This is a genomic window from Paenibacillus guangzhouensis (genome assembly GCF_009363075.1).
GTDB classification, from domain to species: Bacteria; Bacillota; Bacilli; order Paenibacillales; family Paenibacillaceae; genus Paenibacillus_K; species Paenibacillus_K guangzhouensis.
Map to the genome: position 1 here is coordinate 1256830 of NZ_CP045293.1, position 15091 is coordinate 1271920.

The window sequence follows — 15091 nt, forward strand, 5'->3', positions numbered from 1 at the left end:
AGCTTCACAACAAGAGAGAGGCATCTGAGCAGGAAAGGAGTAGACACTTTGGCTCAGAAATCGGTGTTTCAAGGCGATGGGATGCAGAAGCTGCGGAAGGATCTGCAGGAAGTGGCCGATCATACCAATTATATGCGGACACAATTAAGTGGCTTTCTAGCCCAAATGGACGGTCAATTATATTCCCGCGTATCTGGACAAGCTCAACTTGCCCAATCTCAAATCAATCGACTGACGGATGAGGCGGAGCAATTGAGCGATTTCATCCGACTCGCCATCAGTAAGATCCAAGCTGCAGAGCAGCAAACGATGGCAGATGCGAGAGCGCTCATGAAGGGGGATGTCAAACAAAATGCGAAAGGGTCTATCCTGCAACAACGGCCACTTACTGCTGGTCACCGGGCTTCATGGGATCGATGGAGTAACTACGTAATCCAATACTTAAAGGATTCTTCCTCCTGGTACCGAGCAGCGCCGATTCCAACGATATTATTTGGATTTTTCCGAGGTCTAACGCTGCAAATCCAGAGAACGACATTGATTGATCGGATGCAGAAGTATAAAGGAGATGCTGAGGTTGCAGCCTTGCTACAGATGATGCAGCAAGGTTCGATGCAAGAGCAGATCGAAGCCCAGCAGAAATTAGAACAGATCAGCAAAGCGCTAATCGAGGTAGGACGATGCCAAGCAGCCTATGAGGTATATAAGCAGTTTGGACAGACCGCCTATATGGAAGGCGCACATGCTGCGGCGGAGAAGGCAAGGTCCATGCTGTCGGAGCTTGGGATGAAGCGTTCATATTATGATACGGATGTGAACTTGAGATCCGAATATACGGGAGCACCATTATCTGCATGTCAGTACAATCCGCTGAAGAATGACCATTCTGTGATGCCGTCAGACGAGAGGCTACTCACCATGATTCGCCTTAGTATGGCGGACCAAGAATACAGGAAATGGGCATTCGTGAACTATGATGATATCGTAGAAGAGATTCGAAGGGCAGATATTCTGGCAGAAATCCAGAAACAGCTTGAAGCGAATCTCCCACCAACGAAGCTGCCGGACGGTACACCCATTACACCAGACAACAAAGAGAATGAGACAACGTTCAAGTATTTCCAAGAGCATATACAAAACGATAAGATGATGAACCCGTTGCTTGAATACTTAACGTGGCTGGATGATACGTATGGCAAGACGGAATGGCGTAAAAATGTGGAAATGGTCGATGGTGTACTGAGAGGGTTTGCGGAAGGTCTAATTACAGAGACAGTGAACGGGGTCGTTGGCACACTGGAATTTGCTTTTAATTTTGTCGTAGATCCAGGGAAGACAACGAAAGAAATCGTTGACACCGTAAGCTATCTTGCATCTAACCCTGAAGTACTCGTCGAAGCGGCGAAAAAAATGTATACTGATTTTGAATCAGCTTCACCGGAGAAAAAAGCGGAGATGATCGGCGCGGTAGCATCCATGCTCGTGCCTGGCGTATCCGTAACGAAGATTGGTAAGGTAGAAAAAGTGACGGAAGCGATGACATCGATCGCGAAAAAGATGAAGAAGATCGATTATCCAACCTCCGTGTCCCGGCTTCAAGAATCTTTTTCAAATATGTCGCCATATCGGCTGGCGATGACCCCCGAGGGTGTCATGATGATGGTGCCGAATACGAAGAAGATCGACTTCGGGGCATCGAAAACGTCATCCTTACATGATGGACCGAATGTGTCTAAGATAGATGGGAAGGGACAAGCTGGTAAACCTGTTGTAGATAAAGAGAAATGGCTTGGTAGTCTTCAGAACACAGAAAACTTTAAAATAGGGACTAAAGAAAATGGATTAAATCATATCTTTGATGGAGAAATACTCAAAAATGGAAATGCCAATGGTTTTCATTATGAAGGAATGCCTAATAGTAACGGTAAAATTGTCGGAAATATTGATCCACCTAATGAGTTTGGTGTATATCAAGCCAATGTTGAAATTAGTGGAGTATTAAAAGGACCTAAATCCACATTTTTTCCAAAGGAATGGACACCACAACAGGTGATAGAATCAGTAAATGAAGCTTTTAATAATAAAGTAATAATAAAAAACAATAAATATTTAGGGAAAACAAGCACGGGAATGGAAATAGAGTTTATTTTAAGAAATGATAAGATAATTTCAGCATATCCAGTATATTGAATTGGAGGTTGTTTGAATAATGATAAAATATAAATATAAATTGAAATATATGGACCAATTCAATATAGTAGTATTGGATTTTGACGAGGAAAAATCATTAGAGTTCGCCAGCATGATAAGTGATCCCTTAGGATCTGATATACCATGGAGATTTAAAGATTTGAAAAATGATATTGATAATTATGTTGATTTATTAAGGGGAAATATACCCGAATATAGACATGGAGGAAATGCATCAAGCGTTATATCCTATAAAGACTATACAATAATTGAAGATCCATTTTATGACGAGGAAGAAGATGAAATTGAACCGATCTGTAAATTAGAAACAGTTGAATTTGTGAAAATTATATTAGTATGGGCTTATGAAACTTATAAATATAAAAGCGACAGGGGGGTAATTGCGCTAGAGGAGGCAAAAATGGTTATGAATTGGGTTGAACAAAAAATGATAGAAGTTAAGAATATAGAAAATAACGGATAAAGATAACAAACACTGCGAAGCTTATTCCTAATGAGGAATAGGCTTTTCAATATGTAGGCCATATGCAGGAAGATATGAAGAGCATGGGAAAATATAGGGCTAGATTTAGAAAGTTAAGGAAGGCTAGAGCGTATAATACGTTATCCGAAAAAAGATAAGGGTGCGGAATTTATTAGCTTCTCACAATGATTCGACTTAGCATGATATTATTGATAGATATGGTCCTATAGACGAATAAAAATTTATTAAGGGAAGATATTTATGGCCTCAATAGCTGAATTAGCAGAAGAAATTAAGACTGATACAATAAAAAATGAAGATTTAATTACTTGCCTAGAAGCCAAAAATTTAAGAGTTATAGCTATGGCGATGTTTAAAATAATAGAAAGAAATTACTGCGATGTCAGAATAGTTGATAGACTAACTCAACTTGGAGAACTTTTGAAAGACAGTAAGTTTATTGGACTATGGCAGTTTGGACATGCAGCAGTAGCAACCTTATTTCTTTTACAAAATGAAGATGCAAAGATAAGATTTAATGAAGTTTTCAAGGAATTAAGTGATGATGATAAATTTTTAGTGGATAATTTTATTAAGTCAGAAGCATATAAAGTATAGAAAAAATGTTATTGATCCATATAATTTACATGGGATTCTAAGGAAAGCTAATCCAAACGGGGATTTAAAAACTTACAAGAATTATTATTTGTGGTTGACGGTAAAATCACAAGGATATCTGGGGGATAGATATGCATGGATTTCGAATTGTTTTTAGAATCCAATTTGAGTTGCAAATCATTGGCAGAAGTTATTGAAAAAATAATAGTCAACATTTTGAATGAAAAGGTATCGGTTCAGAATGATGAAGAAGAAATAGTAATCGGAACTGAAAACTTTTCATTGGCTCTTGAACTCGAGGATATTTCAGATATCAATTTTGTTAGAACCCATTATGATTTAGATGTTAATATTTGCATTAGGGTTCAATTATTTGGTAACACATTTTATCAAGGACTAGAATCTTTGTTTAAAGTTATGGGGAAGTTCATAAAACAATGTGGTGGGAATATGTTGTTTTTAGAAAATGGTTCAGATCAGCTACTTAGAAAAGAGAATGGTCAGTTAATTGTCAATAGTGATTTGGATCAATACCAAATAAAGTACTTAACTTCTAGCCTACTTAGTTTACTTGATCATTCTTATATCGAAGGGAAAAAATAGGATTTTTCATCCACCTATTTAGATTTCGTCATTTTGATTCGCTCATCAAATGTATTAATTTCATAACCTAAATAACGCTATTGTGTTACTTTAGACAGGTCGATTATGGTTAGATACCACCATGATTGACCTGTTTTTTCATTTACCGCCCGACTCGTACAACGAACCTTAGTTTTGGCGGGAGGAGATTAAGCCAAGCATATATCTGTTATTGTCTTGCGTATGGCTATCAATATTTTAAGAATATATAAATCAAAACCATTGAAACTAGCTCTTTTACGGGGAATATGCACGTAAGGAGCTAGTTTCTTTCGTCTTAGGAATAAAGTTATAAATAAGACAAAATTCGACAACAAAAAATGTAGAAAAGTGGTATATTGTGTGGGTAACCTGTCATTTTGTGATAGTTCAAAGTGACTGGATTTATTCATTTCATAAAGAAATTGTACATCGGAGGGATTATTCATGAGTAAACGAAAAATGATTGCATTCCTTGCAGCGGCGATGGTAATAACAAGCGTCCAAGGAAGTATATTCGCGGAAGGGGAGAATTTAAGTACAGAAAGTGTGCAGGGAGCAGAGACAGAAGTAAAAGTTCCAAATGTTTTTACGGCATTCAAAGATATCGCTAACCATTGGGGTAAAATGGAAATCATCAATGCGGCGACGAAAGGGTATGTCAACGGTTATGAGGATAAGACGTTTAAACCGGACCATTCTGTAAGTCGTGTGGAATTCATCAAAATGGCCGTAACTGCTCTTGGTCTTCCTTTAGAAGTTGAGGCTAATCCGTGGTATTGGCCATATTTTTATGCTGCTCAGAAATCTAATGTCATCGGAGATAAGGAATACCCAGCCAATGGATATAATGATCCGATGACACGGATAGAAATGGCTAAAGTAGCTGTACGTTCTGCGGGGCTAACGGCGACGACGGATGGAGAATATATGGTTCTTGCAACAAAAAACGGATTGATTCATGGGACAGGTAAAGGGCAATTAGATATGTATGAAACAACAACACGTGCGCAATCCGTCGTCATTATTGAGAGAATACTAAAAGTGCGTGATGGAGAGAAGCTGCCTGTTGATGAAGCTGCAATAAAAAAAGCGGAGGACTTTGCTGCTGCGAAGCTGGATCCATGGGGTCGAGCGATTCGAACGACAAACTTACCTAAAAATGCGAAAGATTTTCCTTACATTTTAGAGGATATTCCGAACGAGATGTATGAAATGCCATATAAACAAATCAAAATTTTTTCAATCACTACAAGTGCGCAGAATTACTTAGATGGGTTCGGTATTGCGCGAGCAAATAAGGCTTCTAAAAATATTAAAGATTACTTCGATCATGTGTTGAACATTGATTATCGCACAATAGACTACAAATGGGCAGAGGAACTACATAAAAGTTTAAGTCTCGAGGGGAAAAATCAATATAGTATTAATGAGAGATTGAGAAACTTAAAAAAATATGTTGACTGGGTGAAGAAATATAAAATTGTAACGAAAGGAAGTGTCCAACCCGAACCAAGTATGGTGTATAGACAAGGATTTAATAAAATGCGTAGTAAGTTTGACTTTACAATTGTTTCTGCCCCTAAAGAGGCTTTTAGTGATTGGGATGATCATTTCTTTGAATGGAGTATTTTCTGGAATCAAGTTTTGAATCCACCATTTAACTCTAAAAGTGTAGGAGTAAGATATCAAGGTTACACCAATATTGCTTTAACTGCTGATGACAGATTGTCAGGGTATGGAGAAGACATTACATATGATTATAAGCTGATTAAATAAGTGAAAGAAGACATTCAACATGAGGAAAATATTAGCAATTGTATTCTTTCTTGGTTTTTTCCTGTCTTTTCAAAATCAAGTTTTCGCAGATTCTGATTTGACCTCTCCTGGGGATGGAACACTTGTGTTCAAAACAAAGGTTAAAGCTTCTGGAGGCGGATATCGATATCGAACAGTAGGGTTCTATATTCATAAAAAAGTATCGAATGATATGAAACCATATCTTTTAGATCAAAAAGCAATACTCTGGTTAAAAGATTATAAAAAGCAATGCGATGATGATGATAAAACAACTCCGGGGACTATATTTTTTACTTGTACTTTTAGTCGGAACGAAGTGCAGGATGTATATAAAACCGCTTTAAAAGGCGACCCCAACCCAGGAAACCAGATGTATGCCAGTTCCATTTTCATGATATCTAATTCGAACGGAGATTTCCCACAATTTATTGAGGGTACAACGACTCGTTATGAAAGCTATGAAAAAATACTTAATGCTCTAAAACCATATGGAATTGAATGGTCACCTCAAACGCAACAAGATTTTAAAAAATACTACAATCAGCCTTTTCCTATCAAAGGACCATCAGATGTCTATAATGTTATGATTGAACAGGGCAGACGATTTACTGGTCTATCATCGAGTGGGTTGCTAGAACCCCCAAAAAAGTTAGTTCCAACCGCTGACGAATGGAATTATTTTTTTCATGATAAATTTGATATCGGTAAGGGGTTTAAAACAACCTTCCCAAAAGAGTATTCGAAAAACGGTGTAAAGTACGAAATCGTAAGCTCTTTTGTGACTTCAGAAATTAAATCTTGGAAAAAAGAGCACATTGTAACTGCGCCTGACCCTAAAACAACCAATCGTAACCCGACGGTTGATATTACGGACACTTATGTTGTTGCAGAGTACAAAAAAGTAGACAAAAAAGATCCTAAGCCGCCTAAAGGAAAATGTACAGATCCCACGCCACGTGGACGCATTAGTGCGCAGGACATGCAGCCTACAGCAACAGGGTCTATTCTAGCAGATACGCCGCACAACCCGAGAAACTTCGATGCCGTGATCGGAATTCCATCTTCTGAACATCTCGTTGCTAACACCATTAGCAAAAACTACTTGTACGAAAATACATTTGTTGAGATGGTTGGGGAATGTAAATACACGATCCCTGTGACGCAAGACTATACGTTAAAGTGGAAAGAACCAGGAGGAACGGGGCCGGATGGCAAACAGCTTCCGGCGGTAGATCAAAGCGAAGATGGTTCGTTTACAGAAGAAATAGAAGTGAAAAGAGAATATTCGTACTGGGTTATAGAACAGCTAGGTGTCTATGCAATCGACCATGCCGAGATGAACAATTATGCGTTACCTGGTGGAACGGTGATGCTGAACCCGCAGAACTACACTGCGCCAAATGTCGATGCCCAGAATACTGGGAAGTTTATTGAACCAGAAATGAAGGATGCAGAAAAGCCACCTGTTTACATTAAAGGTGGCAACGGCAGCAGCAAACCATCTACCCCTACTGCGGCTGAGGTGAACCTGAAACCATATGCTGAAAAAGCTGTTGGGAAGGCCAAAGTCAACAACGATACGCTGAACTTTAATGGATCAGTTATCATGGATGGCAGCGAGAAAGAAGAGAAAGGAACTAGCCCACTTAAGATACCATCTCCAACATTGATCGGGGGTCAAGTTCTTAGAGAGGATAGTCTACAAATCGAGTACTACAAGACGAATCATGTCGGACAAAGTGATGGGACCATCTATTATACCCAACTGGTCTTTGACTTCAACGGGGATGGCGATCAAGAATATCCGATCCAGAACATTAACATCGTCACAGTACATACACCGGTTGTTGATTATGCTGAAGTGCTCGATGATAATCGTCCCTTCGATCAACGGATGGTACCGAATATGAGTATCCCAGTGGTTATTTTGGACCGACCGTTTACGGTGAAGCTAGACGAGAACGGGTACCATTCTAACAAACCAGGGTATACAGCCCCTTTCACGAAATATACTGAAGCGAAACGTGTGAAATTTCCTTTTGGCGTCTTTGATGGAGATACATATATCGAAGAAAACACATGGATCTATATCGGTGTAGGCACACCTCAAAAGACATTCAAAATGCCAACTTGGATTGATGAGGGGAAGTATACGATCGAGACCGAAGTGATTGCGATTAATGCTGGAGACGGCTGCGAAACTGAGAAAAACAGCAACCTCCAAAACCATTGCGCCAAACGGACGATGGATGTCGATGTCGTTGGGAGGCTATTCGGTTTCCGAGTATGGGATATTGGTGACTTCCGATTTGAAGATGTGTTCCGCGCGCAAAAGGGAAAAACCGCACATGCTTCACGTTACTACGTATCTGGTGGTCGAGATGAAAATCGAATCAATACCCCGCTATGGAATCAACCGCAATGGATCTTGCCAGTAAGGCCTGGATCACATCCAACCTACGCGATGAACGTGCCGCACAACGGGTATACGTACTTATTCGACTTTAAGACGATTGGGAATGTGTGGGACGTAGGAGAAGGCATTGGTATTACGCCTACCTTCTGGTTCGTACCGCGAAAAGGCGGTATACCGCAACAAGTCGATTTGTATTACGATGCATCTGGTGCATCGAACAAGATGATCCAAGTGGGATCGGCTGTCGATAAAAAAATGTATAGTCGAGTCTATAAGCTAGCGGACCCGTTCCGGAATATCAGTACGGCAGAGCTGGAGCGTTCCGCGGCGTATGAATACAACTTCATCTGGACGTCATATGAGCGAGCAGCAACACCATGGGGGAAATTCTATCAACAATATATAACACGTCAACTCCAGATTAGTGATCAAGGATATAACAACGAGATGCTAGGCTATCGCTCTCGCACCATTATTGGCCCACAACCACCTACTGGATCGAACGTGACGCAAGAAAGAGCGGAACGAAGCGTACAGCATTGGTACGGGGAATATAATTTGCCGGTAGCGCCATATGTTCTACCTAAAGGGACATCCGTGTTGAACTTGGCTAATCGTTATGGTGGTGCATTAACGGGTAAAGAAAAAGAGTTTTTGAAGAACGGTTATATTATCGTTAATTTCAAAATCAATACATTGCGAGAAAAGAACGGTAAAACTGTGCAATTGCTAGGGTACCATGCCCCGATCGCGAATATGTGGGAGATCGAGGGGCAAGTGACTTCATCGAGTGATATATACGGCAATCGTTTTGTGTACCAATGGGGAGATCATATCTTATTCGAATCCGATTATTCCGTACGTAATGATTACCAAGGTGCAGGACATTAAGAGAAAGACGACGAATGATGTCATCCATCTCACCTAAGAGCAGGAGCTTCGAAGAAATTCGAAGCTCCTTTACCACAACAAGAGTGATGCATCTGAGCAGGAAAGGAGTAGACACTTTGGCTCAGAAATCGGTGTTTCAAGGCGATGGGATGCAGAAGCTGCGGAAGGATCTGCAGGAAGTGGCCGATCATTCGAATTATATGCGAACACAGTTGAGTGGGTTTCTAGCCCAAATGGACGGACAATTATATTCCCGCATATCCGGTCAGGCCCAGTTCGCCCAATCCCAGATCAATCGACTGACGGATGAGGCGGAGCAATTGAGCGATTTCATCCGACTCGCCATCAGTAAGATCCAAGCTGCAGAGCAGCAAACGATGTTAGATGCGAGAGCGCTCATGAAAGGTGATGTTAAACAAAATGCGCAAGGGTCCATCCTGAAACAACGGCCATTAACGGCTAGCCAGCGGGCTTCCTGGGATCGATGGGGGAACTACGCAATCCAATACTTAAAGGATTCTTTCTCCTGGTACCGAGCAGCGCCGATTCCAACGATATTATTTGGATTTTTCCGAGGTCTAACGCTGCAAATCCAGAGAACGACCTTGATCGATCGGATGCAGAAATATAAAGGAGATGCTGAGGTTGCAGCCTTGCTACAGATGATGCAGCAAGGTTCGATGCAAGAGCAGATCGAAGCCCAGCAGAAATTAGAACAGATCAGCGAAGCACTAATCGAGGTAGGACGATGCCAAGCAGCCTATGAGGTATATAAGCAGTTTGGACAAACCGCCTATATGGAAGGGGCGCATGCTGCGGCGGAGAAGGCAAGGTCCATGCTGTCGGGGCTTGGGATGAATCGTTCATATTATGATAAGGATGTGAACTTGAGATCCGAATATACGGGAGCACCATTATCTGCATGTCAGTATAATCCGCTGAAGAATGACCATTCGGTGATGCCGTCCGACGATAGGCTACTCACCATGATTCGCCTTAGTATGGCGGACCAAGAATACAGAAAATGGGCATTCGTGAACTATGATGATATCGTAGAAGAGATTCGAAGGGCAGATATTCTGGCGGAAATCCAGAAACAGCTTGAAGCGAATCTCCCACCAACGAAGCTGCCGGACGGTACACCCATTACACCAGACAACAAAGAGAATGAGACAACGTTCAAGTATTTCCAAGAGCATATACAAAACGATAAGATGATGAACCCGTTGCTTGAATACTTAACGTGGCTGGATGATACGTATGGCAAGACGGAATGGCGTAAAAATGTGGAAATGGTCGATGGTGTACTGAGAGGGTTTGCGGAAGGTCTAATTACAGAGACAGTGAACGGGGTCGTTGGCACACTGGAATTTGCTTTTAATTTTGTCGTAGATCCAGGGAAGACAACGAAAGAAATCGTTGACACCGTAAGCTATCTTGCATCTAACCCCGAAGTACTCGTCGAAGCGGCGAAAAAAATGTATACTGATTTTGAATCAGCTTCACCGGAGAAAAAAGCGGAGATGATTGGCGCGGTAGCATCAATGCTCGTGCCTGGCGTATCCGTAACGAAGGTTGGTAAGGTAGAAAAAGTGACGGAAGCGATGACATCGATCGCGAAAAAGATGAAGAAGATCGATTATCCAACCTCCGTGTCCCGGCTTCAAGAATCTTTTTCGAATATGTCGCCATATCGGCTGGCGATGACCCCCGAGGGTGTCATGATGATGATGCCGAATACGAAGAAGATCGACTTCGGGCCATCGAAACCGTCATCCTTACATGATGGACCGAATGTATCTAAGATAGATGGGAAGGGTGATCCGGGGAAATCGGGGATTGAGGGGACGGGTGAAGCTCAGAATATAGACCTAAATAGAATTGGTACCGGAGCGGTTGGGGACTTCCAGAACGTTAAAGATGTAAATGATCTGATATCTAGGATACCTGCTGATGCTAAGCAAATTCCTTGGCGGGAAGTACCGGGAGGGGCTAAGGACGGAGTGAAATTTAGATGGATTGATGAAGCAGGAAAGACATGGGATGTTCGAGCACACAGTGTCGATCCAACTGCTCCATCCGGAAGCAATGCTGCAAATGGTTGGATTTATAGAGTAGAAGTCAAGCAGGTTAACCCAAAATGGAAGTGGACAATGGATTCGAAAGGGAATTTTCATAAAGAAAATGTCCTCAGAGAGAACAGTCCTCACTATGATGAGTCAATTGCTAATGATACTCATATCCCTTTTACTCCATAATGAAGTGAGGTGAAGAAATTGGTTATAGAAGAACTAAAGACAATACTCTCCAGTTCGGATACCGATGAAAAAACAGAAATATTAAGCCACCTTTGTGATATTTTCGAATCATATAATAATTCAATTGATAATTTTAATGGTTTAGTTACAACATTGCTTGATTTTGGAATTAAAGAAGAGAATTTAGAGATGAAGGAGGAAATATTCAATACAATACTTACCGCAGCAACTTATAAAAATATTAGTGGGGTTGACTTCGATATCTTAGCAGATAATCTTGATAGTTTACCTGAAGAATGTCTTCATTCTGCATTGACGACATTAAGTTTCACTTATAGAAAGAATTACTTATCCTATCTGACTAAGTATGTAGACTATGAGAATAGGAGTGTTAGAGCAGATGCAATAAATGCAATCAATGAAATCGAAGGATATTGGTCTAAAAAACAAAACTAACAATGGTTTATATATTTACTTCTTAGCAACAAGATCGTACAATACAACCAACAAACCAAACACTAAACAATTAACAAACACTTGATAAACTTTCAAAGCTCTTTCCCACTTGAACTATGAGTAGGAATGAGCTTTTTTTGCATGCTCAAAATCAAAGGAGGATGAAACGAATGGCAAAAGAAGTGCAGGCAGTAACAGAGGAAACAGGATTAATTGCACAGGCTCAAGCAGAGTATGAAGCGATTAGAGCACAAATCGAGGAGCATTACCAGCAAGCCAGAGAGTTAAGAAACCAAACGGATAAGCTGAAACAGTCAGGACGAACCGACGCACAGGTGATGATAGAAGTAAATCAGTTGTTTGACCAAGCAAAAAGATTGACATCATTATCAGATCAGCTAGACGCTCATGAGAGGTTAGAAGCGATTCGCAACATGAATGAACTTGAAATTGAAGCATTTGTGCTGAAGGAGAAGAGTGCCTATAACGAAAATATGTTGGCTCGACAACAAACAGAGCTTGAAAAAGTGAAAGAAGAAGCAGTAGCAATGATACGCCGAGCAGAAGAAGAAATGAATGAAACAGCAAGATGCTTAGCTGTTCAAACGGAACGGTTAGCTGAACTGGAGGGATAAGCTAATGATGTCATTGAGTCCGGAAGCATCAGAAGCCCGTCGGGAATATAGAAGACAATACGAACGTGAGTATCGGCGCAAATGGCGGCAGAAGCCGGAGAACCGTTTGAAAGCGAAAGAGTACGAGCGCAGATACTGGGAACGCAAGGCAATGAAGTCTAAAGAATAACGTATGCAGCAAGGTGCTCTTAGGCAGCGCATAATTTCAAACGTACAAGCAAGGACATTTTACCGCAGCAGGCACGAAACCACGAGAGCAACCATATACGAAAGTCACGGGAGGAAATAGCACAATGACGAAACATGAAGAATTCTTATGGGAAGTGCTCCTTCAGGAGAGCGAAATGAAAGCAGAACTAACACGTCTGTACTTTGATTGCTTTACGTTCATAGTTAAAACAGAACAACTTGAGGCATTTCAGTTGCAAAAGAAACAGAGGGAAGATAGTAGGAGGAAAGCATTAGAAGAATCCTGCTCTATTGATGAACAAGAATATTGAACATGTATTGAAGTCGGATAGAGAATATCCAAAGGTAGTAGAAAACAGATAGATAAACAGCTTGGAGGCAATATGCCCTCCCCCGGTTGGGGAAACGATACCCCATGATATGAGGTTAGGCGGTGAAAGAATGGGAAAACGGCTGTGCGGAGCAAAGACGAAAAACGGAAAACCTTGCAAGAAAGCAGCTTTAGCGAATGGAAGGTGTAGGTTTCATGGTGGGAAATCAACGGGGCCGAAGGACAAGGCGAAACATAGAGAGAGCCTAAAGGGTAACAAAAACGCCTTAAAGCATGGACTGTAAGAAACGATCTGGCTAGATACGCTAACGGAGGAAGAGCAAGAGCTGTACCATCAGGTTTCAACCGACCCGAGTGTACAGGTGGACAATGAATACCGACTTTCAGAGTTACACATTAGGCGTATGCTTCAACGTATTCAGCAGGAGGAACAGAAGGACAAGCCTGACCCTGCTGAAATCAGAGCGATGGAAGATGCGATCACCAAAGTTCAGATGAATGTTGCGGCACTGATTCAGGAGAACGGCAAGCTCAGAGATATGCAGAAGCAGAAAAGTGATGGCTCGTTAGACCAGTTGGTCGAGATTCTGCAACAAGCCAGAGGTAAGTTTCAAAGATGAAGACAGGAGCAGACAGAGCACACGCTTTGTTTCGCTCCTTTTTACTACCGCAGAAGGTATGGCGGTCAAAAATGAATATAAAAATGCCTTGCCGTGATCATGGTTAACGAGTGGTGAAAAGGATAAAGAGGGTTGTAATTGCCTTCCGTAAGATCGTATGGTGTTACAAAAAACGATAATACATCTCCGTTACGCAAAGCAGGTCGATTATGGTCAGATACCACCATGATTGATCTGTTTTTTGTTATGTTCACGTTCTCACAGGATTTTCAAAATGCTACGCAACTGTAGAATACGCCACCCCGATAGAGAGGATGAAAAGGCAAAGCATCTTTTGGAGTAGTTAGCCCGACCATTAATATTGTCAGGACTTAACTGCAAATTGTCCGCACCAATCTGGCTACTTGCGGCGATGACTACAGTGCAAGAACAATCTGGTGACGACCAGTTTACATAAACAAGAAGACAACGAAGGAAGTCGTGGACACCGTAAGTTATCTAGCAGCTAACCCCGAAGTACTCGTCGAAGCGGCGAAAAAAATGTATACTGATTTTGAAACAGCTACCCCGGAGCAAAGGGCGGAGATGATTGGCGCGGTAGCATCCATGCTCGTGCCTGGCGTATCCGTAACGAAGATTGGTAAGGTAGAAAAAGTGACGGAAGCGATGACATCGATCGCGAAAAAGGTGAAGAAGATCGACTTCGGGGCATCGAAACCATCATCCTTACATAATGGACCGAATGTGTCTAAGATAGATGGGAAGGGTGATCCGGGGAAATCGGGGATTGAGGGGACGCCAAAAGCTCCTAGTGTAGAAGAGTTATCAAGAGCACATAAAAGAAACCTTGAAACTTTGGACAACATAGTTGATAAGCACCTTACGGAAATGGATTTCTCAGGAACCTTAAGAGATTTGCAAGGGAATCCTGTGCCAAAACCAGGAGGAGGATATTGGAATCATTTGCAAGAAATGCAGGATTCATATAAAGGATTAAACAAAATAAAGCGTGGGCTCGAAGGTTCTCTACAGAATCCTAATTTATCAGACTCTATTAGAAAAACTCTACAAGATGCTTTAGGCAAAGCTAACACAAATTTGAAGAAGATTGAAGATTTATTTGAACCTTTTGGAGGAATAAAATAATGAGAAAAACGATTAAAGAGATTTATTGTTTAAATCAAAGTATCCAGGAAGCTGAACAAGAGTATGCATTGGATAACTGGTACAATAGATTAATCTGCAAATCAGTTGATGAAATTGACATAGAAGATACTTCTAGGATGTTATCTCAGAATATTTTTGTTGAATTAGGTATAAAAAGGGCATTAGAAATTTTATCTGCTGACCCACTGGCGGGTGAAATGTATGAAGGTCAATTACTAGGGTTACTTTATTCAATTGACTTAAATGAATTTGAAGATTTGTCACAACTTAAACTTTTGCTACAGCAGATTAATAACATCCTTCCAGATTTAGAGTGGCCAGATGAAGAGGATAAAAAAGAGTACAGTGAATTATTAACCAAATTTATAAAAAAAATGAATTTGTAGTGTCTATTTAAAAGTTGTTTACAAACTAC

General features: G+C 41.0%; 15 protein-coding genes. All 15 read left to right on the forward strand.

Annotated features, from left to right (window positions below; all coding sequences use genetic code 11):
* Window positions 1–48: 48 nt before the first annotated feature.
* The 15 genes from GCU39_RS31775 (at window position 49) to GCU39_RS05630 (ending at window position 15062) form a co-directional block, all read left to right on the forward strand.
* Window positions 49–2190 (forward strand): EndoU domain-containing protein, encoded by a 2142-nt coding sequence (locus tag GCU39_RS31775; protein WP_227793451.1) that lies wholly within the window; start codon window positions 49–51, stop codon window positions 2188–2190.
* A gap of 19 nt (window positions 2191–2209) precedes the next feature.
* Window positions 2210–2674, forward strand: coding sequence for a hypothetical protein (locus GCU39_RS05570; RefSeq protein WP_152392600.1), 465 nt, complete (start codon window positions 2210–2212; stop codon window positions 2672–2674).
* Between the two features lie 261 nt (window positions 2675–2935).
* Window positions 2936–3292 (forward strand): hypothetical protein, encoded by a 357-nt coding sequence (locus tag GCU39_RS05575; protein ID WP_152392601.1) that lies wholly within the window; start codon window positions 2936–2938, stop codon window positions 3290–3292.
* Window positions 3293–3427: 135 nt separating this feature from the next.
* Window positions 3428–3895: a hypothetical protein gene (locus GCU39_RS05580; protein WP_152392602.1), complete on the forward strand. Its 468-nt coding sequence runs from the start codon at window positions 3428–3430 to the stop codon at window positions 3893–3895.
* Between the two features lie 465 nt (window positions 3896–4360).
* A complete protein-coding gene (locus GCU39_RS05585) occupies window positions 4361–5692 on the forward strand; it encodes an S-layer homology domain-containing protein (RefSeq protein WP_152392603.1) in 1332 nt (443 codons plus the stop codon).
* Between the two features lie 799 nt (window positions 5693–6491).
* On the forward strand, window positions 6492–9020 hold the full coding sequence (locus GCU39_RS05590; RefSeq protein ID WP_152392604.1) for a DUF5704 domain-containing protein: 2529 nt from the start codon (window positions 6492–6494) through the stop codon (window positions 9018–9020).
* A gap of 116 nt (window positions 9021–9136) precedes the next feature.
* Window positions 9137–11278: a polymorphic toxin type 30 domain-containing protein gene (locus tag GCU39_RS05595; protein ID WP_193726779.1), complete on the forward strand. Its 2142-nt coding sequence runs from the start codon at window positions 9137–9139 to the stop codon at window positions 11276–11278.
* Between the two features lie 18 nt (window positions 11279–11296).
* On the forward strand, window positions 11297–11734 hold the full coding sequence (locus tag GCU39_RS05600) for a hypothetical protein (protein WP_152392606.1): 438 nt from the start codon (window positions 11297–11299) through the stop codon (window positions 11732–11734).
* A 170-nt stretch (window positions 11735–11904) separates the two neighbouring features.
* Window positions 11905–12369 (forward strand): hypothetical protein, encoded by a 465-nt coding sequence (locus GCU39_RS05605; protein WP_152392607.1) that lies wholly within the window; start codon window positions 11905–11907, stop codon window positions 12367–12369.
* Between the two features lie 4 nt (window positions 12370–12373).
* Entirely contained in the window at window positions 12374–12538 is a 165-nt protein-coding gene (locus GCU39_RS31355) for a hypothetical protein (protein ID WP_193726780.1), read from the forward strand.
* A gap of 124 nt (window positions 12539–12662) precedes the next feature.
* On the forward strand, window positions 12663–12869 hold the full coding sequence (locus GCU39_RS05610; RefSeq protein WP_152392608.1) for a hypothetical protein: 207 nt from the start codon (window positions 12663–12665) through the stop codon (window positions 12867–12869).
* Between the two features lie 130 nt (window positions 12870–12999).
* Window positions 13000–13173: an HGGxSTG domain-containing protein gene (locus GCU39_RS32455; protein WP_407671643.1), complete on the forward strand. Its 174-nt coding sequence runs from the start codon at window positions 13000–13002 to the stop codon at window positions 13171–13173.
* Window positions 13174–13293: 120 nt separating this feature from the next.
* Window positions 13294–13509, forward strand: coding sequence for a hypothetical protein (locus GCU39_RS05620; protein WP_152392610.1), 216 nt, complete (start codon window positions 13294–13296; stop codon window positions 13507–13509).
* Window positions 13510–13989: 480 nt separating this feature from the next.
* Entirely contained in the window at window positions 13990–14655 is a 666-nt protein-coding gene (locus GCU39_RS05625) for a polymorphic toxin type 28 domain-containing protein (RefSeq protein WP_227793452.1), read from the forward strand.
* Window positions 14655–15062: a contact-dependent growth inhibition system immunity protein gene (locus GCU39_RS05630; protein ID WP_152392611.1), complete on the forward strand. Its 408-nt coding sequence runs from the start codon at window positions 14655–14657 to the stop codon at window positions 15060–15062. The genes GCU39_RS05625 and GCU39_RS05630 overlap by 1 nt, the downstream gene beginning before the upstream one ends.
* Window positions 15063–15091: the final 29 nt, after the last annotated feature.